A 24,623-nucleotide genomic window follows, 5' to 3' on the forward strand; every position below is an offset into this window, starting at 1 on the left:
CAGACTTTATTTCTTATCTTCAATCTTCACCCAGCCTGCCTGGCGGCTCACTCCACCGTCACACTCTTGGCCAGATTGCGCGGCTTGTCCACGTCGGTGCCGCGAGCGCACGCGGTGTGGTACGACAGCAGCTGCAGCGGCACCGTATGCAGGATCGGCGACAGTTTGCCGTAGTGCTCGGGCATGCGGATCACGTGCATGCCTTCGGCGCTCTGAATCTTGCTGTCGGCGTCGGCGAACACGTACAGCTCGCCGCCACGCGCGCGCACTTCCTGCATGTTGGACTTCAGCTTTTCCAGCAGCTCGTCCTTGGGCGCGATGGTGACCACGGGCATGTGCTCGGTCACCAGGGCCAGCGGGCCGTGCTTGAGTTCGCCGGCCGGATAGGCCTCGGCGTGGATGTAGCTGATTTCCTTGAGCTTGAGCGCGCCTTCCAGCGCGATCGGGTAGTGCATGCCGCGGCCCAGGAACAGCGCGTTTTCCTTGGAGGCGAAGCGGTCGGCCCAGGCCATGATCTGCGGTTCCAGCGCCAGCACCGAGCCGATGGCCACCGGCAGGTGGCGCAGCGCTTTCAGGTGCTCGGCCTCCTGCTCGTCGGTCAGGCGGCCACGCACTTGGGCCAGCGCCAGCGTCAGCAGGAACAACGCGGTCAGCTGCGTGGTGAAGGCCTTGGTCGAGGCCACGCCGATTTCGACGCCGGCGCGCGTGATGTACGACAGCTTGCACTCGCGCACCATGGCGCTGGTGGACACGTTGCAGATGGTCAGCGTGTTTTCCATGCCCAGCGAGCGGGCGTGCTTGAGCGCCGCCAGGGTATCGGCGGTCTCGCCCGACTGCGAAATCGTCACGACCAGCGAGCGCGGGTTCGGCACGCTGTCGCGGTAGCGGTACTCACTGGCGATTTCGACGGCCACCGGGATCTTGGCGATGGACTCGATCCAGTATTTGGCGGTCAGGCCGGCGTAGTAGCTGGTGCCGCAGGCCAGGATCAGCAGGGAATCGACATCCTTGAAGATCTTGTAGGCCTGGTCGCCGAAGAGTTCGGGCGTGATGGACTCGATGTCCTGCAGCGTGTCGCCAACCGCGCGCGGTTGTTCGAAGATTTCCTTCTGCATGTAGTGGCGGTAGGGACCGAGTTCGGCCGCGCCGGTGTGCACGTGCACGGTGTGCACCTGGCGTTCCACGCTCTTGCCCTGGGCGTCCACGATCCAGACGCGCGCCAGTTGCAGATCGACGACGTCGCCGTCTTCCAGGTAGATGATCTGATCGGTGGTGCCGGCCAGCGCCAGCGCGTCCGAGGCCAGGAAATTCTCGTTCTGGCCCACGCCCACCACCAGGGGCGACCCCTGGCGCGCGCCGACCACGCGGTGCGGCTCGTCGCGGCAGAAGACGGCGATGGCGTAGGCGCCGTGCAGGCGACGCACGGCGTTCTGCACGGCCTCGAACAAGTCGCCGGCGTACAGGTGATTGACCAGATGCGCGATCACTTCGGTGTCGGTCTGGCTTTCGAAAACGTAACCCGCGGCCTGCAGTTCGGCGCGCAGTTCGTCGTGGTTCTCGATGATGCCGTTGTGCACCAGCGCGATGCGCGGCTCGTCGTTGCCCAGGTGCGAGAAATGCGGATGGGCGTTATGCGTGGCCGGCACGCCGTGCGTGGCCCAGCGCGTGTGGGCGATGCCGGTGAAACCTTGCAGGTGGTCCTGGGCAACCTGCTCGGCCAGCTCGGCCACGCGTTGGGTGCTGCGCGTGCGGCGCAGGTGGCCGTCGGCGTACACGGCCACGCCGCAGGAGTCATAGCCGCGGTATTCCAGGCGCTTGAGGCCTTCGACCAGGATCGGGGTGATGTCGCGCTGGGCGACGGCGCCAACAATGCCGCACATAGGGGGAGACTCCTGAAAGTTCGAGTACGGAACGCATTGTGCGCGCACCATCAAGAAATTTGATTTCTTTATCTGGTCAAATTTGACAGTTTATTCACTTACATATTTGTGATTAAATAATATTTCACTGAACATGCATTAATGAATTAATCATGCAAAATCAGCCGGTAACCCTGCCCGAGCTGGACGACCTGGATCTGCGGATTCTGGAACAACTCCAGGACGACAACTCCCTGACCAACCAGGAACTGGCCGCGCGTGTGCACGCCTCGCCGCCAACCTGCCTGCGGCGGGTGCGGCGCCTGGTGGAAGAAGGGGTGATCGCGCGCCAGGTCGCCATCCTGGCGCCCGGCAAGCTGGGCAGCACACTGACCGCCATTGTCGAGATCACGCTGGATGTGCAGGCGGCCGAAAGCCTGGATGCCTTCGAACGGATCATGCTGGCCGAACCGGCAGTGCTGCAGTGCTACCGCGTGTCGCCGGGACCCGACTTCGTGGTGATCGCGCAGGTCAAGGACATGCCGGCCTATCACGCGCTGGCGCACCGCGCCTTCACCGCGCACGCCAATGTGCGCAATGTGCGCACATTCTTCTCGGTGCATCGCGCCAAGTTCGAGACCCGCATCGATCCGCGCGGGTAAGCACCCCGCCGGCAGGCGCCGCGCGGTTCAGCGGGCGGCCAGCAGGCGCTCGAACTGCGCCAGGTAGCGGTTGCCCATCTTCTGCACGTCGTGTTCGTCACGCACGTAGCGATAGGCGCGCTCGGTGATCTCCTGGCGGAAGGCGGCGTCATCCAGGCAGCGCGCCATGCCCAGAGCCATGGCGTGGAAGTCGGCCACCGCGCACAGCACGCCGCGGCCGTCGGCCAGGCTTTCCTTCAGGCCGCCGGCATCGGTGGACACCACCGGCACGCGTTGCAGGAAGGCGTCCAGCACGCTGCTGCCCAGCGCCTCTTCCTCGGAACTCATGACGAACACGTCGAGGATGCTGTAGAAGTCCTCGACGCCCTTGCGAAAGCCGGCGAAGCGGTAGACGTCCTCGACGCCCAGCGTCCGCGCCTCGTCGCGCGCCTGCTGTTCGCGGTCGCCGCCGGCGCCGAAGTGCAGGAAGACAAAGTCGCGCCGCGTCTTCGCCAGTTCGGCCACCGCGCGCACCAGCGTCACCGGATCCTTGTCGCGGATCAGCGCAGCGGAGGTGGCCATGACCTTCTTGCCTTCCAGGCCGAACTCGCGCACCAGCGCGGCGACGTTGTCCTGGTCGATCTGGTGCGGCTCGACCGCGCTGCGGATGATGACCGGGTCCAGCCCCAGGCGCCGCGGCTCGCTCGCCGCCATGTCGCTGATCGCCACGAACAGGTCGGTGTGGCGCCACTTATAGCCGGTCTTCCATTCCTCGTTCGGCTTGACCACGAACGAGGTGCGGCGGGAAAACACCACCGGGCGGCGGTGCAGCCACTTGGTCAGCACGGCCCAGGTGATGGTGTTGGCGGTCTGGGCATGGATGATGTCGTAGCCGCTGCCCGCGCGCGCCAGGAAGGCCAGTTGCGCCGGCACGTTGCGGCAGGTGTGCGCCACGAAGCCTTCCTGGCGCGCGCGTTCGGCCAGCGGGCCGCCTTCGCGGCACAGCACTTCGACCTGGTGGCCGGCGTTGCGGAACGCGCGCATGCAGTACAGCGTCTGGCGTTCGCCGCCGCGCCAGCCTTTCTCGAAGTTGAGCTGCAGGATCTTCATGCGCGGCCGATGCCCGAGTACTCGAAGCCCTGGGCGCGCACGTCGGCCGGCGTGTAGAGGTTGCGGCCGTCGATGATCAGCGGCGTCTTGAGCAACGCCTTGACGCGGTCGAAGTCGGGCGCGCGGAAAACCTTCCATTCGGTGGCGATCAACAGCGCGTCGGCACCGTCGAGCGCGTCGTACATGTCGGTGGCGAAGCTCACGCCGGGCTTGCCGTCCAGCACCCGCGCGGCCTCGTGCATGGCCACCGGGTCGTAGGCGCGCACGCTGGCGCCGCGCCGCGTCAGCTCGGCGATCACGGTCAGGCTGGGCGCCTCGCGCATGTCATCGGTGTTGGGCTTGAACGACAGGCCCCACAGCGCGAACGTGCGGCCGCTCAGGTCCTCGCCATAGCGCGCCACCAGCTTTTCCGAGAGGCGGAACTTCTGCGCGTGGTTGGCGGCCTCGGCCGCCTCGATCACACGCATCGGCAGAGCCTTGTCGGCAGCGGTGTTGACCAGCGCCTGCACGTCCTTGGGAAAACACGAGCCGCCATAACCGGCGCCCGGATACAGGAAGTGGTAACCGATGCGCGGATCGGCGCCAATGCCGCGGCGGACCTGCTCGATGTCCGCGCCCAGCGCCTCGGCCAGGTTGGCCATTTCGTTCATGAACGAGATGCGGGTGGCCAGCATGGCATTGGCCGCGTATTTGGTGAGTTCGGCCGAGCGCACGTCCATCACCATCAGGCGGTCGTGGGTGCGCTGGAACGGTTCATAGATGCGGCGCATGACGCCGATGGTGTAGTCGTCGTCGGCGCCGACGATGACCCGGTCCGGGCTCATGAAGTCGTTGATCGCCGCGCCTTCCTTGAGGAATTCCGGGTTGGAGGCAACGCTGAACGGCACCTCGACGCCACGCTTGGCCAGTTCCTCGGCCACCGCGGCGCGCACCTTGTCGGCGGTGCCGACCGGCACGGTGGATTTGTCCACGATCAGCTTGCGGCTGGTCATGTGGCGGGCGATGTTGCGGGCGGCCGCCAGCACGTACTTCAGGTCGGCCGAGCCGTCCTCGCCCGGCGGCGTGCCGACGGCGATGAACTGCACGTCGCCGAAGTCCACGCTCTGGGCCACGTCATCGGTGAAATGCAGGCGGCCGGCCTGCACGTTGCGCCGCACCAGGTCTTCCAGGCCTGGCTCGTAGATGGGGATGCCGCCCTGGCGCAACAGGGCGATCTTGGCCGCGTCCACGTCCAGGCACATGACGTCGTTGCCCATATCGGCCAGGCACGCCCCCGACACCAACCCTACGTAACCGGTACCCACGACCGTGATTTTCATGCCTGAACGCCTTAAAAATAGGTAAACACCGCGCCGGGACCGTCCGCCGCGGCGCTGGCCGCCATTATAGAAGCCGGCCGGCCCGCAGGGCTTGCGGCGGGCTGCCGCGAGCCGCCGCCCGCGCGGAGCGCGGCGCGGCCGACCAGCCCCCCGGTCTGGCCGTCACGGCTCCGAGGGCGTACGCAGCTTGCTGAAGCGCACCGTGTTCACGACCACCGCCAGCGCGGCGCAGATCGTGCCCAGCACCAGCGCCAGCCCGGGGCCGTGCGCCAGGCTGATGCTGAAAGCGATCGCCACCAGCGCGGTGCCGAAGCTCTGGCCGAAGACCCGGGTGGTCGCCTGCAGGCCGCCCGCCGCGCCGCTGCGCGCGCGCGGCGCGGCCGACAGCATGGCGCGATTGTTCGGCGTCTGGAAGAAACCGAAGCCGACCCCGGCCACGAACATGCCCGCCATGATCGACACATTGCCCACCTCGGCCGGCAGCGCCGCCAGCCACAACATGCCGGCCACCATGGTGGCCGCGCCGATCCCGCTCAGGGTGGCGGCCGAATAGCGGTCCGACAGGCGTCCGGCCAATGGCGCGATCAACGCCGTGCCCACCGGCCAGGCGCCCATCAGCATGCCCACCTCCAGGTAGGGCCGGCCCAGCACCTGCTGAAAATAGAACGGCAGCGACACGTATGACGCCATCTGCGCCGCGAAGGTGCAGGCCGACGCCGCCACCGCGAACGCCAGCGGCCGGATTCGCAGCAGATCCACCGGCACCAGGGGCGCGGGCTGGCCGCTGGCGCGGCGCACCAGCACCAGGCCGGCCACGGCGGCGATCGCCACCAGGCCGATGCCGCGCAGCAGATCCTCGCCCATCATGTCGATGCCGGAAATGAACACCCCCAGCGTCACCATGCACAGCAACGCGCTGATCCAGTCCAGCCGCACATCATTGCGCGGCACTTCCGGCAGATGGCGCAGGCCGAACATGGCCAGCACGCAGATCGGCAGATTGACCGCGAAGATCCACGGCCACGGCGCCACCGACAGGATCGCCGATCCGATGGTCGGGCCCAGCACCGACATCACCGCCACCGTGGTGGCGTTGATGCTGATGCCGCGCCCCAGCATCCGCAACGGATAGATATTGCGCACCAGCCCGCCGAACAGGCACATCAGCGTCGCCGCCCCCACACCCTGGAACACGCGCGCCAGCGTCAACTGCAGCAGCGAGCCGGCCAGGGCGCAACCCAGCGACGCCAGCGTGAACAGCACCAGCCCGAAGGTGAACATGCGCCGGAAGCCGATGCGCTCGGCCAGCGCCGACAGGGGCAGCAGCATCATCACCACCGCCAGGTTGTAGGCGTTGACCACCCACACCGCCTGCGCCGGCGAGGCGTTCAGGTCGGTGGCGATGGTCGGCAGGGCGACGTTGGCGATGGTGGTGTCCAGCACCGACAGGCTGATGCCGGTCATGACGGTCGCCGCCGCCCAGTAGCGGCGCGGCACCGGCAGGCCGTCCGGGACGGCGGACCTGGCGCCGTCGGCCGGCGCCTGTGACGCCGGCGGCGTCACGACTTCTTGACCGGCCGTTGCCAACCGTCGACGGTGACCTGCTTGCCGCGCGACACCGTCAGCTTATCGGCCGGCGCATCGCGGGTCAGGGTGGTGCCTGCGCCCAGGGTCGCGCCGCGGCCCACGCGCACCGGGGCCACCAGCTGCGTATCCGATCCGATGAAGACGTCATCCTCGACGACGGTACGGTGCTTGTTGACGCCGTCGTAGTTGCAGGTGATGGTGCCCGCGCCCACGTTCACGCGCGCGCCGATGTCGGCGTCGCCGATGTAGGCCAGGTGGTTGGCCTTGCTGTCGGCGCCCAGCACGCTCTTCTTGATCTCGACGAAATTGCCGACGTGGGTGCGGTCGCCCAGCTCGGCGCCCGGACGCAGGCGGGCATACGGGCCGATGCGCGCGTCAGCGCCGACCTGGGCCTGCTGCAGATGGCTGAAGGCCTCGATCTGCGTGCCCGCGCCAATGCTGACGTCGCGCAGCACGCAGTGCGGCCCCACGCGCACGCCGTCGGCCAGCGTCACCTGGCCCTCGAACACGCAGCCCACGTCGATGAACACGTCGCGACCGCAAGTGAGCGTGCCGCGCACATCGAAGCGCGCCGGGTCGGCCAGCGTCACGCCGGCCTCGAGCAGGCGGCGCGCCTGCTCACCCTGCCAGCGGCGTTCCAGTTCGGCCTGCTGCACGCGGCTGTTCACGCCCAGCGTCTCCCACGACGCGCCCGGTTGGGCCGCGCCCACCGGCACGCCGTCGGCCACGGCCAGGCCCACCACATCGGTCAGGTAGTACTCGCCCTGGGCGTTGTTGTTGTCGATGCGCGAGAGCCAGTCCTTGAGCTGCGCGGTCGGCGCGGCCAGGATGCCGGTGTTGACTTCCTTGAGGGCGCGCTCGATCTCCGAAGCGTCCTTGTGCTCGACGATGCGGCAGACATTGCCGGCCGCGTCGCGCACGATGCGGCCATAGCCGGTGGAGTCGGCCAGCACTTCGGTCAGCACCGCAGCGCCGGCGCCGCGCGCCTGCAGCAGACGGCGCAGCGTCTCGGGCTGAACCAGCGGCACGTCGCCGTACAACACCAGAGTCACGTCGTCCTTGCCGTCGCCTTCGCGCAGCAACGGCACGGCCTGCTGGACCGCGTGGCCGGTGCCTTGCTGCGGCTGTTGCAGCGCGAACTGCAGATCGTCCTGGCCGCTGAAGGCCTGCTTGACACGATCGGCGCCATGGCCGACCACCACGATGATGCGAGCCGGTTCGAGCTGGCGGGCGCTGTCCAGCACGTGGGCCAGCATCGGTTTGCCGGCCAGGGTGTGCAGCACCTTGGGCAGGTCCGACTGCATGCGCTTGCCGAGTCCGGCGGCGAGAATCACTACATTAAGCATAGGTTCCGGTATCGAAAATGCCCGGCGCCGCCGTCTCGCGGCCCGGGCCTGGATTGAAAAAATCAGGGCTTGCCGTCGGCAGGCCCGCTGTTCCTGGCGGCCGCCTTGGCGGCCGGTTTGCGCGCGGTCTTGCGGGCGGGCTTGGCGCCCGTCTTGGCGGCCTTGGCCGCCGGGGCGGCCGGCTTGGCCTGGGATTTGTCGGCTTCGGCGGCGGGCTGGCTGCCGGGCATCGATGCCGCCGTCGCCGCCGCGATCTGGTTGAATTGCTGTTGCAGCAGGTCCCACCAGGCCTTGGAGGCCGACTGCGCCGCCGCGCCCATCTGCTCGCTCATGCCTGGCTGGGCGCCGGCCGCGCCGCCCTCGGCCTCGGATGCCTTGGAGTCAGGCTGCGCGGCGGCCGGAGCGTCTTGCGGGGCGCTTTTGGGCGCGCTCTTGGCGGCCGGGGCCGGCTTCAGGCCCAGCACCACCTCCAGCGGCGATGCCGCGCCGCTGTCGCGCACCGTACCCAGATCCAGGTTGGCGGCCGAATCGACAAAGGCGCGCAGGGTGCTGATGGTGGAGCGCTGCACTTCCATGCCCTGGATCGTGCTCGACAGCATCGACAGGTTCATGCGCAGCCAGTTCTCCACCGAACGCAGCTCGGCGATGCGGCGATCCAGGTCTTCCAGGTTCATGGGCGGCGCCATCGGCAGGCTGCTCGCCAGCCCGCCCGGTCCGGTCAGCCCGGCCCAGGCCTGGCGCATCATTTCCATGCTGGCCAGCAAGGGATTGCCCGACAGGTCGGAATTCTGGCCCATGCCGGGCAGGACGAACGGGTTGCTGTGTTGGTCGCTCATTCCGGTCTTCCCATAGATCAAGAAACGCTGCCGGCCGGCACGGTCATCCCGGCAGCAGCTGGTTGTTCTCCACGCGCACGTGATCGCCGGACGCGAAAGCGAACGGCTGCGCGCTGCGGAACTGGCGCGTGCTGCCGTCGTTCATGCGGACCGTGAGCTCATAGTGCGTCACCGTTTGTTGCTGCCTGATATTACGCTCAACTTCACGGCCTGCCAAAGCGCCGCCCACCGCCCCGAGCACGGTCAGCGCCGTCTTGCCGCTGCCGCCGCCGAACTGATTGCCGACCACCCCGCCCGCGACGCCGCCGGCGATGGTGCCGACCAGATGGTCGCTATTGTCCTTGACCGGCACCGGCACCTGGCGAATGGTTTCCACCACGCCGCAGGTGCGGCAGGCCTGCGCGGCCGGCGCGGGCGCGGGCGCGGGCCGGCCTTGCGCCTGGGCCTGAGCCTGGGCTGCTGGCGGTCGCGCGCCCGGGGCCTGCGGCTGGCCGGGGCTTGCGGGCTGGGCCGGCGCCAGGTTGCCGCCCTCGGGGCCAGCCTGGATCCGCGCATCCTCGGCGTGCGGCGTGGCCGATGGCGTCGGCAGCCAGCCCATCACGGCGGCCACACCGACCGAGCACATGACGATCACCGCGACGGCGGCGGCCGCGACCAGCGGATGCAGGCCGCGGCGGGGAGATTCGGTAGGGGCGGGATAATTCATGACGATGCTCCATCGTTACTAACCGGCAGTGGTATAGCACCCGGACGCAGTTTCGGCATGTTGCGATGGTGACGCTTCATTGCTGCGCCAAGGCGATTGGACAGCCCCCGGCATTCGTGGAAAATAGCCTCATGAATGCCATCACCTTGCCTCAGATCGAAGCGGCCATCAACTACTGGCGCAACCGCTCGCCTTCGACCGGCGATGAATGCCGCCTGTGTCCCGAAGCGGCCGCGCTGGCCGCCCCCTATGCCTTGATGATCATGTCGCACCGCCGCGAAGTGCCCGAGGCGGAACTCACCGACCCGGCCCGCGATGCGCTGGCCGGCTGGCGCGCGGCCGGCGGCCAATGACGCCTGCGGGCCTTTGAGCAAGCGCGCCCGGCCGCGACATCCGGCCGGGGGCCGGCGACGGTCGCGGCGTCAGCCCTTGAGCAGGGCCTGGATATCGTGCACCAGGGCATCCACCCCGATGTTGTTGTTGGCCAGCACCCGCGATTCGCCCTTGCCGTCGAGCAGGTAGAACGCCGCGGTATGGTCCATGGTGTAGTTGCCGTCCTTGGTCGGCGCCTTGGCGTAGTAGGCCTTGAACGCGGCCGCCGCCTTCTTCACCTGGTCGGGCGTGCCGGTCAAACCCAGAAAACGCGGGTCGAACGCCGTTACGTATTGCTTGAGCACTTCCGGCGTGTCGCGCTCGGGGTCCACGGTGATCAGCAGCACCTGCACGCGCTCGGCGTCCGGCCCCAGCTTCTTCATGACCTCGGTCAGCTCGGCCAGCGAGGTCGGGCAGACGTCGGGACATTGCGTGAAGCCGAAGAACACCACCACCACCTTGCCGGCGAAGTCCTGCAGCGTGCGCGTCTTGCCGTTGTAGTCCGACAGTTCCAAGCCGCGGCCCAGCTGGGTGCCGCTGATGTCGCTGCCCTTGAACTGGGGCGCCTGCTCACCGCAGGCGGCCAGGGCGGCGGTGAAAGCGGCGGCCGTGGCCAGGCGCAGGGCCAGGCACCGGCTGGCGGAAAATACGGACATCGACAACCTCCAGGGGGTCAGAGCAGCGCGACCCAGTGGTCCACCAGCAGGGCGCCGAACAGCAGCGCCAGGTAGAGAATGGAAAAACGGAACATGCTGCGGGCCAGTTCGTCGCTGTAGTTGCGGTACAGCCGCCAGGCGTACGACACGAACATGCCGCCCAGCACCAGCGCCGCCAGCAGATACAAGGCGCCACTCATGCGGATCGCGGTGGGCAGCAGCGTGGTGGCGACCAGCGCGATGCTGTAGAGCAGGATGTGCAAGCGGGTGAACTGCTGGCCATGCGTCACCGGCAGCATCGGCAGGCCGGCCTTGGCGTAGTCATGGTTGCGGTACAGCGCCAGCGCCCAGAAATGCGGCGGCGTCCAGATGAAGATGATCAGCACCAGCAGCCAGGCCTCGGCCGGCACCGAATCGGCCACCGCCGCCCAGCCCAGCGCCGGCGGCATGGCGCCCGACAGGCCGCCGATGACGATGTTCTGCGGCGTGCGCGGCTTGAGGATGATGGTGTAGATCACCGCGTAGCCGACGAAGGTGGCGAAGGTCAGCCACATGGTCAGCGGGTTGACCAGCGTGTACAGCACGAACATGCCGGCCCCGCCCAGCAGGCCCGACAGGCTCAGCACCTGGAACGCGGAAATGGTGCCGCGCGCGGTGGCGCGCCGCGCCGTGCGCAGCATGCGCGCGTCGACTTCCTGCTCGATCAGGCAATTGATGGCGAAGGCGGCCGCCGCCAGCAACCAGATGCCGATGGTGCCGAACAGCACCCGCCGCATGTCCGGCACGCCCGGCACGGCCAGGAACATGCCAATCACCGCGCAGAACACCGCCAACTGGGTGACGCGCGGCTTGGTGAGCACGAAATATTGGCGGAGCAATCCGGATTGGGGAGCGGCAAGACTGGTCATCATGGACCCTATTTTAAACGCGCACCGAATTGGGGCCGTAGCCCCCGGCCGGCGCCGCGCCCGCGGTGGACAGGCGCACCATCAACACCACGGCGGCCAGCGTCAGGCCAGCCGCCCCGCCATTGTGCAACACCGCGATCAAGAGTGGCCACTGGAAGAAGATGGTGGTCAGCCCTGTCAGCAGTTGCGCGCCCAGCAGAGCCAGCATCAGCGTGGCCGGGCCGCGCAGTCCGCGGTCGGCGCGCAGGCGCCAGGCCAGCACGCCCAGGTAGGCGAACACGACGAAGGCGAAATTGCGATGCACCCAGTGGATCGCCGTTAGCGCCGGCTGCGAGATCATCTCGCCGGACGGCAGTTCGCCCAGCCCGCGGATGATCGAATAGCCGCCATGGAAGTCCATGTCCGGCACCCACTTGCCGTGGCACATGGGGAAGTCCATGCAGGCCAGGGCCGCGTAGTTGGTGCTGACCCAGCCGCCCAGCGTCACCTGGATCAGCAGCAGGATGAAACCGCCCACCACCCAGGGCTTGAAACGCCGCGCCGCGGCGGCCACGGCGTGGTGCGGCCGCTCGCGCGCCGACAGCCAGGTCATCAGCGCCAGCACCGACAGACCGAATACCAGGTGCGCCGTAACCACGGCGGGCATCAGTTTGTGCGTCACGGTCCAGGCGCCGAACGCGCCCTGCACGCACACCGCCACCAGCGTGGTCACTGCGAGGGCCGGCGAACGGCCCAGCTCGCGCCGGTAGCGCCACGCCATGTAGACGATGCCGATGATCAGCATACCGAGGATCGAGCCGACATAGCGGTGGATCATCTCGATCCAGGCCTTGGACAGCGTCACCGGGCCGAACGGCATGGCCTGCGAGGCCTGGTGGATGTCGCCGATCGCCCCCAGCGGGGTGACATTGCCATAGCAGCCGGGCCAGTCCGGGCAGCCCAGGCCCGAATCCGTCAAGCGCACGAAGGCGCCGAACATGATCAGGTCCAGCGTCAGGAACCAGGTGAAGAAGACGAGTTTGCGATACCGCGCTTTGATGCGTTCCATGGAAACCAACTGAATAACCGATTCAACCGATGCGCGAGTTATAGACCAGCTTGCTGATGTCCTTGCGCACCTTCACGCCGTCGGCGTCGGCGGGATACTGCATCATCAGGTTGCCCAGGGGATCAATCACCCAGATCGGTTGCGCCAGCCCGGGTTGACCGGCCGCGCTGTCGCGCGCCAGCAGGAAACGCGCCAACTGATCGGGATCGGCGCGCAGCATGACCGTGCCCTGGTAGGCCTGCAGCACCTTGTCCGGCACCGGGCCGTCGTCGGTGATGAACCAGACCCGCGCCAGGCGGTCGACGTTCTTGCCCTGGCTGGCGTGGGTGTTGCGGGTGATGTAGAGCTTGCGGGCGCAGCTTTCAGGGCAGGCCGCGCCGTCGGCCGCCACCAGCAGCCACTTGCCCTTCAGGCTCCCCAGGTCGAACGGCTTGCCGTCCAGCGTGGTCAGCTTGAGCGCCTCGGGCGCCGGCATCGGCCGCTGCGGCTCGATCAGTTGGCCATAGTTGCTGGCGTCAGCCGGCCACCATTGCGGGTTCATATAGACCACGAAGGCCGCCACGATCGGCGCCAGCGTGCACAGGAACACCAGCACCATCGGCATCAGCGAGCGCCGGGCGGGTTGGGAAGCAGTCATGTCGCGAGCCACGTGGGTCATGGATTCTGTTGTCGGAAAAGGGGGTCAGGCCGCCGGATGGTCGGCCCCGCGTTGGCGCATGCGCTTGATGGCGCCCCCCAGCACCACCAGCCAGGCAATGGCGGCAAACAAGGCAAAGGAGAACCATTCGACGGCGTACACCGTGTTCTGCTGGAAATTCACCGACGGTTGCGGCCAGTCGTGCACCAGGCCGTCGTCCTCGCCGTTGCCGAACTGGCTCATCACGGTGGGCAGCAGCGTCAAGCCGGTGGCCTTTGCATAGGCGTCCAGCGGCAGGTTCTGCACCTGCGGCGCCGCGCCGCCGGCCGCGGGCAGTCTGGCCGGCAGGCTGGAGGCGTCCTGGCCGCCCAGCGACCACAATTCAAACATGCGCGGCACGCGTGGCGACAGCTCGCCCTTGATGGTCTGCACGCCCTCGGGCGTGGCCGGCAGCACCGGCGCGCCCTGGCCCTGGATCACCCGCGGCAGCCAGCCGCGCAGCACCAGCACCGCGCTGCGGCTGCCGGCATCCAGCAGCAGCGGCGTGGCCAGCCAGTAGCCGGGCTTGCCGTCGTGGTTGCGGTTGTCCAGCAGTACACTGAACTCGGGCAGCCAGGTGCCGCGGGCCTCGGCCACGCGCCACGGTTTCATGGCGGCCGGCGCGGTCGACGGCGCCAGCGCCAAGGGCGCTTGCTTGCGGCCGGCTTCGATAGCCGCCAGAATGTCGCGTCGCTCGTCGGCCCGCCGCAGCTGCCATTGGCCCAGCGAGGCCAGGATCACCACGGCGATCCCCAGCAGGAGCAAAGCGGCTACCGTGTAGCGGGTTGAATGCGGTCGGGCCATTTGTCTTGAATCAATCGATTTTGTCCGGAGACCATCATGCGCGTTTTCGTCGTACTGGCCTTCATCGGTATCCTGGCCAGTCTGGCATCCGCCCTGGTCTACCTGATGCGGGACAAAGGCAGCACCAACCGCACGGTCAATGCGCTGACGGTGCGCATCGGCCTGTCGGTGGCCCTGTTCCTGTTCGTGCTGTTCGCCCACCACATGGGCTGGATCGAAAGCACCGGTTTTAGATAGGCCCGCGCGCGGCCGGTTCCCCGGTCCGCGCCTCGCGGTCCAGCCGTATTGGAACACGGACCGCCAGCAAGCGAAGGGCGAGGCCCGTGGCGCCGGTTTCCCGGCGGCCCGCCAGCCTCGCCCCGTCCGGCGGATCGGCCCGGCGCTGCCGGGCCCCGCGTCTTAGAACCAGTAGACGAACAGATACAGGCCCAGCCACACCACGTCCACGAAGTGCCAGTACCAGGCGGCGCCCTCGAAGCCGAAGTGATGATCGGGCCGGAAATGGCCGCGCATCAGGCGGATCAGAATGACCGTCAGCATCGTGGCGCCCAGAATCACATGGAAACCATGGAAGCCGGTCAGCATGTAGAACAGCGAACCGTAGGCGCCCGAGTTGAACTTGAGGTTCAGCTCGGTGTACGCGTGGTGGTATTCAGCGGCCTGGCAGGCCACGAAGATGAAACCCAGGATGACCGTGGCGGCCAGCCAGAACATGGTCTTGCCGCGGTGGTTCTCGCGCAGCGCGTGGTGGGCGATGGTCAGCGTCACGCCCGAGCTCAGCAGCAGCGCGGTGTTGATGGTCGGCAGCCAGAACGGGCCCACGGTCTGGAAGGGCTCGACCACGCCGGCCGGGCCTAGGTTGGGCCACACCGCCTGGAAGTCGGGCCACAGCATCAGGCGGTGGTCCATGTCGCCGAGCCACGGCGTGGTGATGGTGCGCACGTACCAGAGGGCGCCAAAGAACGCCGCGAAGAACATCACTTCCGAGAAGATGAACCAGCTCATGCCCCAGCGGTAGGAGCCGTCGATGCGCTTGCTGTTCAGGCCGGCCTCGGACTCCTGGATGGCATCGCCGAACCAGTAATACAGCACCACGATCAGCCCGATGAAGCCGGCCAGCACCGACCATTTGGCCCAGCTCACGCCGTTGATCCAGCCCGCGGCGCCCAGGCCCATGAACAGCAGCGCCACGGCCGTGCGCACGGGGTGGCCCGAGTCGGCGGGCACGAAGTAATAGGGTGCCTCTTTACCTTGAACCGAGTGGCTTGCACTCATGGCTTTCTCCCTGGTACTGATTTATAGAATTAAGTGATTCAAGTCAGGCTGGATACCGCCCAACGCACAATTAACACCAGCACGGCCACGAAGATCGCCGCCGCCAGCAACCCCGCCACGATCACATGGACGGGATTGAGCCTGGCGCTGTCCTCGCGATAGCCCGCGCCCTTGCGGACGCCAAAAAATCCCCACGCCACCGCCTTCATCGTCTGGAAGAAGCTCAGCTTGCGCTGGGCGGATTCACGCAGGTCGTCGCTCATGGCTCGCTATCCGCCAATGGCCTTGCCCGCCAGCAGCGCCGAACCGCGGAACACGGTCCAGGCGAACACGGCGATGACGAATACCAGCAGAACCAGTCCTGCGATCTTGTTGCGTCGGCGCTGCTCGGGTGTCATGGCCATGCTGCCTGTTACGGGGTTGGAATCGGCGCTCACTTGACTTCGGGCGGCGTCTCGAAGGTGTGGAATGGCGCGGGCGACGGCACCGTCCATTCCAGCCCTTCGGCGCCCTCCCACGGCTTGGCCGTGGCCTTTTCGCCCTTGCCCATGTAGCAGCGCAGCACCGCCCACAGGAAGATCAGTTGCGACAGGCCGAACCAGAAAGCGCCGATGGTGGCGATCTGGTGGAACGTCGTGAACTGCGCAGCGTAGTCGGCGTAGCGACGCGGCATGCCGGCCAGGCCCAGGAAGTGCATCGGGAAGAAGGTCACGTTGAACGAGATCAGCGTCGACCAGAAGTGCAGCTTGCCCAGCTTTTCGCTGTACATGCGGCCCGTCCACTTGGGCAGCCAGTAGTAGGTGCCGGCGAACAGCGCGAACAGGGAGCCGGCCACCAGCACGTAGTGGAAGTGGGCCACCACGTAATAGGTGTCATGCACCTGGATGTCGATCGGCGCGACCGACAGGATCAGGCCGGTGAAGCCGCCCATCGTAAACACGAAGATAAAGCCGATCGAGAACAGCATCGGCGTCTCGAACGTCATCGAACCGCGCCACATGGTGGCAACCCAGTTGAACACCTTCACTCCGGTCGGAATGGAGATGAGCATGGTGGCGTACATGAAGTACAGTTGCCCGGTCACCGGCATGCCGGTGGTGAACATGTGGTGGGCCCAGACGATGAACGACAGCACGGCGATCGAGGCGGTGGCATATACCATCGAGGCATAGCCGAACAGCTTCTTGCGGGCGAACGCGGGCACGATGGCCGACACGATGCCGAACGCCGGCAGGATCATGATGTAGACCTCGGGGTGCCCGAAGAACCAGAACACGTGCTGGTACAGCACCGGGTCGCCGCCGGCGGCGGCGTTGAAGAAGCCGGTGCCGAAGTGGCGGTCGGTCAGCACCATGGTGATGGCGGCGGCCAGCACCGGCATCACGGCCAGCAGCAGGAAGGCGGTGATCAGCCAGGTCCAGCAGAACAGCGGCATCTTCATCAGCGTCATGCCGGGCGCGCGCATGTTCAGCACGGTCACGATGATGTTGATGGCGCCCATGATCGAGGACGCGCCCATGATGTGCATGGCGAAGATGGCCAGGTCCATGCCCGGGCCCATCTGCAGCGACAGCGGCGCGTACAGCGTCCAGCCGGCGGCGGTGGCGCCTCCCGGCACGAAGAACGACGCCGTCAGCATGATCGCGGCCACCGGCAGCAGCCAGAAGCTGAAGTTGTTCATGCGCGCGAAGGCCATGTCGGACGCGCCGATCTGCATCGGGATCATCCAGTTGGCGAAGCCCACGAAGGCCGGCATGATGGCGCCGAACACCATGATCAGGCCGTGCATGGTGGTGAACTGGTTGAACAGCTCGGGGCGGAAGAACTGCAGGCCCGGCTCGAACAGCTCGGTACGCAGCAGCAGCGCCAGCGTGCCGCCTTCGAGCAGCATGACGAACGAGAAGATGAGATACATCGTCCCGATGTCTTTGTGATTGGTGGCGAAAAGCCAGCGACGCCAGCCGGTGGGGGTGGCGTGGTGGTGGTCATCGTGACCGTGGCCGTGGCCCGGCGACACGTGGTCTACAGTGACGCTGCTCATGATGGACTCCTTCCTGCTGAGTGCCGGCCCCGTTCCACGGAACCGGCAGGGTATCTCTGACTAAACGGAACCAGCTCTGCGTTGGGAAGCGGGCGCGATCAACGCGCGGCCGCCACGTCCTTCGGCATCACTGTCGGGTCCTGCCCCTTGCCGGCATTGCTCCAGGCATGGCGCGTATAGCTGATGACCGCGGCGATCTCGACATCATTGAGCTGGGGACCGAACGCCGCCATGGCGGTGCCGGGCTTGCCCTTCAGCACGGTGTTGATCTGGACGTCTTTCGGGCCCAGCACAACCTTGTCTCCATCGAGGGCGGGGAAACTGCCCGGGATGCCCTTGCCGTTGGCCTGGTGACAGGCCACGCAATTGGCGGCGAAGACCTTCTCGCCACGGGCAACCAGTTCGGCTTCCGTCCACTCTTTATTGGGATCGTCGGCGTTTGCCGCCATCTTCTTTTTCTGGTCCTCAACCCACTTATCGTAGTCCGCTTGCGCCAGGACTTCCACGACGATGGGCATGAAGGCGTGGTCCTTGCCGCACAGTTCGGCGCACTGGCCACGGTAGATGCCGGGTTTTTCGGCGCGGAACCAGGCATCGCGCAGGAAACCGGGGATCGCATCCTGCTTGACGCCGAAGTCCGGAACCATCCACGAGTGGATGACGTCGGCGGCGGTCAGGACCACGCGCACCTTCTTGTCCACGGGCACCACCATGTGGTTGTCCGTTTCCATCAGGTAGAACTCGCCCTTGGGCTCGCGGCCTTCGATCTGGGCGCGCGGCGTCGACAGGGTGGCGAGGAATTTGACGCCGGCGGCGGGGCCATCGAGGTATTCGTAGCCCCACTTCCACTGGTAGCCGGTGACCTTGACGGTCAGGTCGGCGCTGGAAGTGTCTTTCATGGCGACGACCGTCTTGGTGGCCGGCAACGCCATGGCGATGACGATGATGAAGGGGATGACCGTCCAGGCCACTTCCACGCCGAGGTGCTCGTGGAAGGTCGCGGCCTTGTGTCCGCGCGATTTCCGGTGCGCCCAGATGGAGTAGAACATCACTCCGAAGACGCCGACGAAAATCACGATACAGATCGTGAGCAACAGCCAGTGCAACCACATCACATCACGCGTGATTTGCGTGACGCCTTCATGCAGGTTCAGCTGATTGACCTTCGGGCCGCCGGGCATGTCCTGCACCTGGGCAATGGCCGCGCTGCCAATCAGCAGCGCACAAGCGCCCAGTATCCCTCTCCACTTCTTCATGCTTACCTCGAAACACGGCGCGAGGGCCCTTGTCGCCTAGTGGCACGGATGTCACTGAACAGGACTACGCGCAATTATTAGATGGCAGGGTTAGGCAGGGGGAGATAGAGCGGCCCCCGCGTTCCCACTCGAAATCACAAAGAAACTGGCGGATTATAGCGGACGCGCAAATGGATGTAAGTTTGTGCTCTTGAATTCATACCGGCCGCCCCCATTTGCGCGCGTCCGTTGCGCACCAGGGTAAACAGGGGTGGCATAAAATCGCGGACAGTCTTATTAACAGCGCCTCAAGATGCCCAAACAGCTGTCCGATCTGTATGCCGCCCTGGGCGCCCGCGCCCAGGAACCCGCCCCCGTCGGCGCGCACGCGCTATATATAGCGGGGCGCCGCTGCGGCTGGGCCACGCATGCGGCCTGTGACGCGTTGCAAGGCGCCGCCCACATCCAGGCCGACGCCGACGCGCTGCGCATCGGCGCGGCCCTGCCCCCCGGCGCGGCGCTCGACGCCGTGCTGGAACAGGCCGCGCAACTGTTGCGCCAAGCCAACTGCCTGCGCGGTTGGCGCGATGAATTGCTGGACGTGCTGGACGGCGACACCGCGCTCGGCGTCATCGAGCGCGCCGCGGTGCGGCCGCTGGGCCTGCTGACCAAGGCCGTGCACCTGAACGCCTGGACCCCGGACGGCCGCATCTGGATCGCCCGGCGCGCGCTCAGCAAATCCACCGACCCTGGCATGTGGGACACCCTGGTGGGCGGACTGGCCGGCAGCGGCGAATCCCTGGACGCGGCGCTGGTGCGCGAATGCGGCGAGGAAGCCGGCCTGGACGCGCCGGACCTGGCGCAGCGCTCGCCGCTGCGCACCATCCTGCGTATCCATCGCCGCCTGCCCGAGGGTTACCAGGTCGAGGATGTGCTCACCAGCACCTGCGTGCTGGCGGCCGACGCCCGCCCCGCCAACCGCGACGGCGAAGTCATGGAGATCGCCGCCGCCGACGTCGATACGGTGGTGCGGCGCGTGGCCGAGGGCGAATTCACGCTGGAAGCGGCCCTGGTGATCATCGAAGACATCATGCAGCGCCGCGCGGCCGGCGAAATCTGAGCCGGCGCGCGCGGCCCGCCATCAGGCGCTGGCGCTTCCCGGCGCCGCTTCCGCGTCGCGCGGATCGACTGCGCGCGCCCCGGCCTGGCGCGTCTCGACCTGCTGCGGCATGACCGGCCGCGCATCGGCAGCCTGTGGCGCGGCCGAGGGGGCCGCCGACACGCCCGGCTCGACCGCCCGCAGCGCCTGCACCGCCCGCGTGTCGAGCTCGCTGTCGGCCGTCGCCCCCGCCGCTTCGGCCGCTTCCGCCGCCTGCGCCGGCGATGGCACGGGCGCCTGCGGCGCCGCCGCCGCGTTGTTCGCCTGCGAGAATTGTTTCCAGACCTCGATGGCGCGCAAGCGCTGCTTGGCCACCACCTGGATGCGCTCGCGCAGGTGCTCATCGCGCGCCAACAGGGCATGGAAATCGCGCGATGACAGCATCAACAGCTTGCTGTAACCCAGTGATGTCACCTCGGGCGCGATCTGCTGCTCGCCCAGCAGGCCAAGTTCACCGAAGAACTCGCCGCTGCCCAGCTCGATCATGGTGTTGTCCGGTAGGTGCACCGCCACCGCGCCCGAGGCCACGAAACACATTTCCTCGCCATGCCGGCCCTTGGTCAGCACACGCTGGTCGGGCAGCGACAGGCGCGGCTTGAGCAGCTTGCTGATGGCGCGCAGCGAATCAGCCGACAGCCCCTCGAACAATGGCACGCGCTTGATCAGGTCGGCCGCGCTCATTTCGATGTCCAGCGGCGGATGGGTGTCGATATGAGCCCAGCGGCTCTCCAATTGCGCCATCAGGTCGGCGTACACTTCGCCGCTGATCAGGAACTGCTCGAGCATGTCGCGGTAGCGGATCCGCTCCAGCTCGCGCGCCACCCGGCCCAGATAGCTCTCCTGCAGCCACTGTGCATACGACGGATACTGCAGGTTCAGGGCCTGCATGGCGTTCTCGATCAGGTCCAGCCGGCGCTGGTGCAGCGCCACGATGCGCTGCGTGGCGGTCTCGCCCAACAACGGTGAAATCTGTTCGCGCGCGAACACGATCAGGCGCTGCGCCACCGACCGCTTGCTCATCAGGTTGGCGAAACGCTGGCCCAGCTCGCGCGCCAGCCAGCCCTGGAAGCCGAACAGGTAGTGCAGCCGCAGGGCCAGCCGGAACGCGGTGGAATAGCGTACATCGGCGACGATGGCGCGCTCGAAGCCCGCCACCCCGCCCATGCGGATCGCATCCTCCAGGCGTTCGGCCCGCGCCAGCAGCGTTTCCGCCATGCGCCAGTCGACGATCTGCGCCTTGAGGATATCGAAGAACATTTCTTCCTCGCGCTGCGCCACGATCGCCAGCCCGACGGCCACGCGCTGTTCGTCGCTCATCTGGCTGACCTGACCATCGTGCACGCTGGTCAGGCTGGCATCGAACACGGCGCGGATGCGATCACGCACTTCCGTGCCGATATGCTCGGTCTTGGCCACCTCGTCGGTCTTGCCCTGCAGGTCTTCCAGCGCCACCGCCAGCGCCTGGTTGCGGATGGTGCGTTCGACCGGCGACAACTGGTTCAACCCCAGCATGCGGATCAGCGGCCGCAGGCTGATGCCATTGACGAACAGCGTCAGCAACACGAAGCCGGTGGTGGCCACGGCGATGAACTGGCGCGCCTCTTCGGGTACACCGGTCTGCTCGGTCACGGCCAGCGCCAACGCCAGCGACACCGCGCCGCGCAGGCCGCCCCACAGCATCACCGCCTTATAGGGATTGCTGACCTTGGTGCCGAGCCGGGTCAGGCCCAGCAGCGGCAGCAGGCCGAATACCACGATGGCGCGCGCCACCAGCGTCGCCACGAACACCACCGCCACCAGCACCAGTTCCTGCCAGTCGGCCGCCGCCATCAGCTTGGGGATCAACATGGCCGCGAACAGAAAGATCAGGGAGTTGGCCCAGAAGCCGAACTGTTCCCAGGCACTCGACAGGTACTCGAAGGTAGTTGGCGACATGCGGGTACGGCCGGTCGACCCGACCACCAGGCCGGCGATCACCGTGGCGACCACGCCCGACACATTGAGGTAGTGCTCGGAGATGAAGAAAGACAGGTAGGCCAGCGTCAGGGTCAGCGTGATCTCGGCGGTGGGAAAGCCGCGCAGCCAGGCAAACAGGAAGCAAGCCAGCCGCCCCATGGCGTAGCCGGCGATGCCGCCGCCGATGAAGTGCACGATGAAGTCATTGAAAATGCCGCTGACACTGAGTTCGCCATGACCACCCAGCACAGCCAGCAGCACCGAATACAGGGCAATGGACGCGGCGTCGTTGAACAGGCTTTCACCTTCCACCAGCGTGGTCAGCCGCTTGGGCGCGCCCACTTCGCGGAAAATGCCGACCACGGCCACCGGGTCGGTCGTGGCCACGATGGCGCCCAGCAGCAGGCACACCACCAGGCCATAGGAAGAAATGGCGTCCAGCGTCACCCCGACCACCACGGTGCATACCACCACCGCCACAATCGCCATCATCAGGATCGGGCCGATATCGTCCATCAGGCGCCGTACGTTCATGGCCAGCGCGGTCTCGAACAGCAGCACCGGCAGGAACACCATCAGGAAGGTCTCGGAGGAAATCTCGAAGCGTTCCAGCGAGTCGAGGAAATCGGCAATCCAGCTGGGCGCCCAGCCATGGAGATGCACGACGATCCCCAGCAGGCAACCGACGATCGCCAGCAGCACCGAATACGGCAGCTTGAGGCGGCCGGCCAGCGGCGGCATGAAGCACACCAGGGTGAGGAGACCGGCCAGGCCGAATACGAGAAACCCTACATCCATGGAAAACGCCCGCGTCCCGATCATGAAGCTTGTGAGAAGTTTCACAAGAATAGCGGGTTTCCGGCCGATTCCGGCGAGCGGCCATGACGGTGCACGTTTCGTTACCCCGATCGCGCCGCCCGATGCGCGCCGGGACGCGTTTTTTCGGTAAGGTAGGAGCCCGTGCACAAACTTCGCAGGAGCCGCACTTGGCACGCGTCCACACCCTGGCCCGCCGCAACGATGCCCCGGCCATGCTCGTCCAATTGACCGATTGCCATCTGTTCGGCGAACCCGACACGGTGATGCTGGGCGTCAACACCGACGCCAGCCTGCGCGCGGTGCTGCGCCAGATCGAAGCCGACGGCAAGCACCCCGACCTGCTGCTGGCGACCGGCGACCTGTCCCAGGACGGCGAGCCCGCGGCCTACCGGCGCCTGGCCGCCATGCTGGGCGCCGCGCCCGCGCTGGAGGGCGCCCGGATCCGCTGCCTGCCCGGCAACCATGACCTGCCCGCCGCCATGCGCCAGGAACTGCCCGACTGGTCGGCCCCGGTCAGCGACGTGGGCGCCTGGCGCGTGGTTTCGCTGGACACCACCGTGCCCGGCTCGAACGCCGGGCACCTGCCCGACAGCCAACTGGATCTGCTGGAAGCCGCGCTGGCCGCAGCGCCCGGCCGGCATACCTTGCTGGCCATGCACCACAACCCCATGCAGATCGACAGTCACTGGCATGACTCGATGATGATCGACAACCCGCAGGCGCTGTTCAAGTTGCTGACGCGCTGGCCGCAAGTGCGCGTGCTGCTGTGGGGCCATGTGCACCATGAATTCGACCGCCGCCGCCACAACCTGCGCATGCTGGCCACGCCGTCCACCTGCTTCCAGTTCAGCATCCGCGACGGCAAGCACGTGGTCGACAACCTGGCGCCCGGCTACCGCTGGATCAAGCTCTACCAGGACGGTTCCATGGCCACCGGCGTGCGGCGCGTGCAGGATGCGCTGTGGCACACGGCCACGCAACCCGATCCGGACAGCATGCGGGCGGCTTGAGCGCCGCACGCTGCGCGCGCGCATAAAAAACGGGGCACCATATGCGTGGTGCCCCGCAAGCATCCGTCTCATAGGGGAGGGGAAAGAGGAGAAGCCGAGACGGATGACAAGACTGCCAACCAAAGTTCGCGGTCTACGTGAAGTTAGGCGGCGCGTGCTCCATTAAGTTTCTGAAAACGCGCGTTAATTCGGGGTGAATTTGTATCAATTTATTGGCTTGACGCTACAACGGCCCCGGCGGCGCCCGTCCCCGGCGCCACGCCTGTGTCACCGCAAAAGAAAAGGGCCGCGATCGCGGCCCTTGGCATGCTTGCAGCGAGGAATCAGGCAGCCAGGCTGCCACGCATCTTCTTCAACGCGGCGGCTTCGATCTGGCGGATACGCTCGGCCGACACGCCGAATTCCTGTGCCAGCTCATGCAGCGTGGCGCCACCGTCATCCTGCAGCCAACGGGCTTCGACGATGCGGCGCGAACGCGGGTCCAGCGCTTCCAGCGCGCTCGACAGCCCCGCGCTCTGCAACTGGTCGCGCGCGGCGCGTTCCAGCACGCGGGTCGGTTCCTGGCGGCCGTCGTCGGACAGGTAGGCGATGGGCGCGAAGCTGTCGTCATCGTCGTCCTGGTTTTCGAGCGACATGTCGCGGCCGGACATGCGCACTTCCATTTCGCTGACGTCTTCGCGGCGCACGTTGAGTTCGCGCGCGATGTGATCGACCTGGTCCGGATCCAGCGTCTGGCCGTCCGGGCGCATGCGGCGCAGATTGAAGAACAGCTTGCGCTGGGCCTTGGTGGTCGCCACCTTGACCAGGCGCCAGTTGCGGATGATGTATTCGTGGATTTCGGCCTTGATCCAGTGCACGGCGAACGACACCAGGCGCACGCCGCGCTCGGGATCGAAGCGCTTGACGGCCTTCATGAGGCCGACATTGCCTTCCTGGATCAGGTCGGCATGGGGCAATCCGTAGCCCAGGTACTGGCGCGCCACCGACACCACCAGGCGCAGGTGCGACAGCACCAGCTCGCGCGCCGCGCCCAGGTCTTCGCTGTCGCGCAGGCGGCGACCGAGTTCGGTTTCACGTTCGGCCGACAACACCGGCAGGCGGTTCACGGCCGAGATGTAGGCATCAATGGTGCCAAGTGCGCCCGGATTGGCGATGGCCAACGCCAGGGCGTTGCCGGAAGTGGCCAACGAGGTACTGGGTTGCTTCATTGCGGCGGTCTCCGGAAAGCGAAGGGGTAAAGACATGGATTCGATGTTAGCA

The 24,623-nt window shown here is 66.8% G+C and carries 24 protein-coding genes; 5 read left to right on the forward strand and 19 right to left on the reverse strand.

The genetic code is table 11. The features are described from left to right. Positions 1-47 precede the first annotated feature (47 nt). The gene (gene glmS, locus K2W61_RS07295; protein WP_175133339.1) at positions 48-1,880 is read right to left on the reverse strand and encodes a glutamine--fructose-6-phosphate transaminase (isomerizing); all 1,833 of its coding nucleotides are present in this window, start codon (positions 1,878-1,880) and stop codon (positions 48-50) included. Positions 1,881-2,032: 152 nt separating this feature from the next. Between glmS and K2W61_RS07300 the strand changes: the two genes are divergently transcribed. Then, the gene (locus K2W61_RS07300) at positions 2,033-2,521 is read left to right on the forward strand and encodes an Lrp/AsnC family transcriptional regulator (RefSeq protein WP_175140278.1); all 489 of its coding nucleotides are present in this window, start codon (positions 2,033-2,035) and stop codon (positions 2,519-2,521) included. A 27-nt stretch (positions 2,522-2,548) separates the two neighbouring features. Here K2W61_RS07300 and K2W61_RS07305 read toward each other — a convergent pair whose 3' ends face one another. From K2W61_RS07305 to K2W61_RS07330, 6 genes are all read right to left on the reverse strand, one after another. Continuing rightward, entirely contained in the window at positions 2,549-3,610 is a 1,062-nt protein-coding gene (locus K2W61_RS07305; RefSeq protein ID WP_236755343.1) for a glycosyltransferase family 4 protein, read from the reverse strand. Further along, positions 3,607-4,929 (reverse strand): UDP-glucose dehydrogenase family protein, encoded by a 1,323-nt coding sequence (locus tag K2W61_RS07310; RefSeq protein ID WP_175133342.1) that lies wholly within the window; start codon positions 4,927-4,929, stop codon positions 3,607-3,609. The genes K2W61_RS07305 and K2W61_RS07310 overlap by 4 nt, the downstream gene beginning before the upstream one ends. 162 nt (positions 4,930-5,091) lie before the next feature. Further along, entirely contained in the window at positions 5,092-6,492 is a 1,401-nt protein-coding gene (locus tag K2W61_RS07315; RefSeq protein WP_175133343.1) for an MFS transporter, read from the reverse strand. Further along, positions 6,489-7,862, reverse strand: coding sequence for a bifunctional UDP-N-acetylglucosamine diphosphorylase/glucosamine-1-phosphate N-acetyltransferase GlmU (gene glmU / locus K2W61_RS07320; RefSeq protein WP_236755345.1), 1,374 nt, complete (start codon positions 7,860-7,862; stop codon positions 6,489-6,491). Before glmU ends, K2W61_RS07315 begins: the two co-directional genes overlap by 4 nt. Positions 7,863-7,924: 62 nt before the next feature. Further along, positions 7,925-8,698 (reverse strand): PhaM family polyhydroxyalkanoate granule multifunctional regulatory protein, encoded by a 774-nt coding sequence (locus tag K2W61_RS07325; protein WP_175140281.1) that lies wholly within the window; start codon positions 8,696-8,698, stop codon positions 7,925-7,927. A gap of 43 nt (positions 8,699-8,741) precedes the next feature. Beyond that, positions 8,742-9,404 carry an outer membrane lipoprotein gene (locus tag K2W61_RS07330; protein WP_236755347.1) on the reverse strand — a complete coding sequence of 221 codons (663 nt, stop codon included), beginning with the start codon at positions 9,402-9,404 and terminating at the stop codon, positions 8,742-8,744. A gap of 131 nt (positions 9,405-9,535) precedes the next feature. Here K2W61_RS07330 and K2W61_RS07335 point away from each other — a divergent pair, with 131 nt between their 5' ends. After that, positions 9,536-9,757, forward strand: coding sequence for a DUF3717 domain-containing protein (locus tag K2W61_RS07335; protein WP_175133347.1), 222 nt, complete (start codon positions 9,536-9,538; stop codon positions 9,755-9,757). Positions 9,758-9,826: 69 nt separating this feature from the next. Here K2W61_RS07335 and K2W61_RS07340 read toward each other — a convergent pair whose 3' ends face one another. Genes K2W61_RS07340 through K2W61_RS07360 form a run of 5 tightly spaced genes read right to left on the reverse strand, consistent with a single transcriptional unit; the run spans position 9,827 to position 13,868 of the window. After that, positions 9,827-10,432 (reverse strand): SCO family protein, encoded by a 606-nt coding sequence (locus tag K2W61_RS07340; protein ID WP_236755348.1) that lies wholly within the window; start codon positions 10,430-10,432, stop codon positions 9,827-9,829. A gap of 17 nt (positions 10,433-10,449) precedes the next feature. Further along, on the reverse strand, positions 10,450-11,340 hold the full coding sequence (gene cyoE, locus K2W61_RS07345) for a heme o synthase (RefSeq protein WP_175133394.1): 891 nt from the start codon (positions 11,338-11,340) through the stop codon (positions 10,450-10,452). A gap of 13 nt (positions 11,341-11,353) precedes the next feature. Further along, on the reverse strand, positions 11,354-12,388 hold the full coding sequence (locus K2W61_RS07350; RefSeq protein WP_236755350.1) for a COX15/CtaA family protein: 1,035 nt from the start codon (positions 12,386-12,388) through the stop codon (positions 11,354-11,356). Positions 12,389-12,410: 22 nt separating this feature from the next. Then, positions 12,411-13,025: an SCO family protein gene (locus K2W61_RS07355; RefSeq protein ID WP_236755351.1), complete on the reverse strand. Its 615-nt coding sequence runs from the start codon at positions 13,023-13,025 to the stop codon at positions 12,411-12,413. Between the two features lie 45 nt (positions 13,026-13,070). Further along, the gene (locus K2W61_RS07360; protein WP_236755352.1) at positions 13,071-13,868 is read right to left on the reverse strand and encodes an SURF1 family protein; all 798 of its coding nucleotides are present in this window, start codon (positions 13,866-13,868) and stop codon (positions 13,071-13,073) included. A 36-nt stretch (positions 13,869-13,904) separates the two neighbouring features. Here K2W61_RS07360 and K2W61_RS07365 point away from each other — a divergent pair, with 36 nt between their 5' ends. Next, entirely contained in the window at positions 13,905-14,105 is a 201-nt protein-coding gene (locus K2W61_RS07365) for a twin transmembrane helix small protein (RefSeq protein ID WP_006388096.1), read from the forward strand. A 162-nt stretch (positions 14,106-14,267) separates the two neighbouring features. Here K2W61_RS07365 and K2W61_RS07370 read toward each other — a convergent pair whose 3' ends face one another. The 5 genes from K2W61_RS07370 to coxB all read right to left on the reverse strand — a co-directional run bounded on the left by K2W61_RS07370 (position 14,268) and on the right by coxB (position 18,440). After that, entirely contained in the window at positions 14,268-15,143 is an 876-nt protein-coding gene (locus tag K2W61_RS07370) for a cytochrome c oxidase subunit 3 (RefSeq protein WP_175133351.1), read from the reverse strand. Positions 15,144-15,181: 38 nt separating this feature from the next. Beyond that, complete coding sequence (locus K2W61_RS07375; RefSeq protein ID WP_006388094.1) at positions 15,182-15,406, reverse strand: DUF2970 domain-containing protein; 225 nt, start codon at positions 15,404-15,406, stop codon at positions 15,182-15,184. A gap of 6 nt (positions 15,407-15,412) precedes the next feature. Further along, on the reverse strand, positions 15,413-15,541 hold the full coding sequence (locus K2W61_RS07380) for a cytochrome oxidase small assembly protein (protein ID WP_020925592.1): 129 nt from the start codon (positions 15,539-15,541) through the stop codon (positions 15,413-15,415). 35 nt (positions 15,542-15,576) lie between these two features. Further along, on the reverse strand, positions 15,577-17,184 hold the full coding sequence (ctaD, locus tag K2W61_RS07385) for a cytochrome c oxidase subunit I (RefSeq protein WP_049070636.1): 1,608 nt from the start codon (positions 17,182-17,184) through the stop codon (positions 15,577-15,579). A gap of 98 nt (positions 17,185-17,282) precedes the next feature. Next, entirely contained in the window at positions 17,283-18,440 is a 1,158-nt protein-coding gene (gene coxB, locus K2W61_RS07390) for a cytochrome c oxidase subunit II (RefSeq protein WP_175133352.1), read from the reverse strand. A gap of 292 nt (positions 18,441-18,732) precedes the next feature. Between coxB and K2W61_RS07395 the strand changes: the two genes are divergently transcribed. Further along, complete coding sequence (locus K2W61_RS07395) at positions 18,733-19,539, forward strand: NUDIX hydrolase (protein WP_236755353.1); 807 nt, start codon at positions 18,733-18,735, stop codon at positions 19,537-19,539. Positions 19,540-19,560: 21 nt separating this feature from the next. Here K2W61_RS07395 and K2W61_RS07400 read toward each other — a convergent pair whose 3' ends face one another. Further along, positions 19,561-22,332 carry a cation:proton antiporter gene (locus K2W61_RS07400; protein ID WP_175133354.1) on the reverse strand — a complete coding sequence of 924 codons (2,772 nt, stop codon included), beginning with the start codon at positions 22,330-22,332 and terminating at the stop codon, positions 19,561-19,563. A 188-nt stretch (positions 22,333-22,520) separates the two neighbouring features. Here K2W61_RS07400 and cpdA point away from each other — a divergent pair, with 188 nt between their 5' ends. Further along, entirely contained in the window at positions 22,521-23,363 is an 843-nt protein-coding gene (gene cpdA / locus K2W61_RS07405) for a 3',5'-cyclic-AMP phosphodiesterase (protein ID WP_175133355.1), read from the forward strand. Positions 23,364-23,686: 323 nt separating this feature from the next. On the opposite strand, the gene rpoH is transcribed toward cpdA, so the two are convergent. After that, positions 23,687-24,571: an RNA polymerase sigma factor RpoH gene (gene rpoH, locus K2W61_RS07410; RefSeq protein WP_236755354.1), complete on the reverse strand. Its 885-nt coding sequence runs from the start codon at positions 24,569-24,571 to the stop codon at positions 23,687-23,689. Positions 24,572-24,623 lie beyond the last annotated feature (52 nt).

Origin of the sequence: Achromobacter pulmonis (assembly GCF_021733725.1) — a bacterium.
GTDB lineage: Bacteria > Pseudomonadota > Gammaproteobacteria > Burkholderiales > Burkholderiaceae_B > Achromobacter > Achromobacter pulmonis.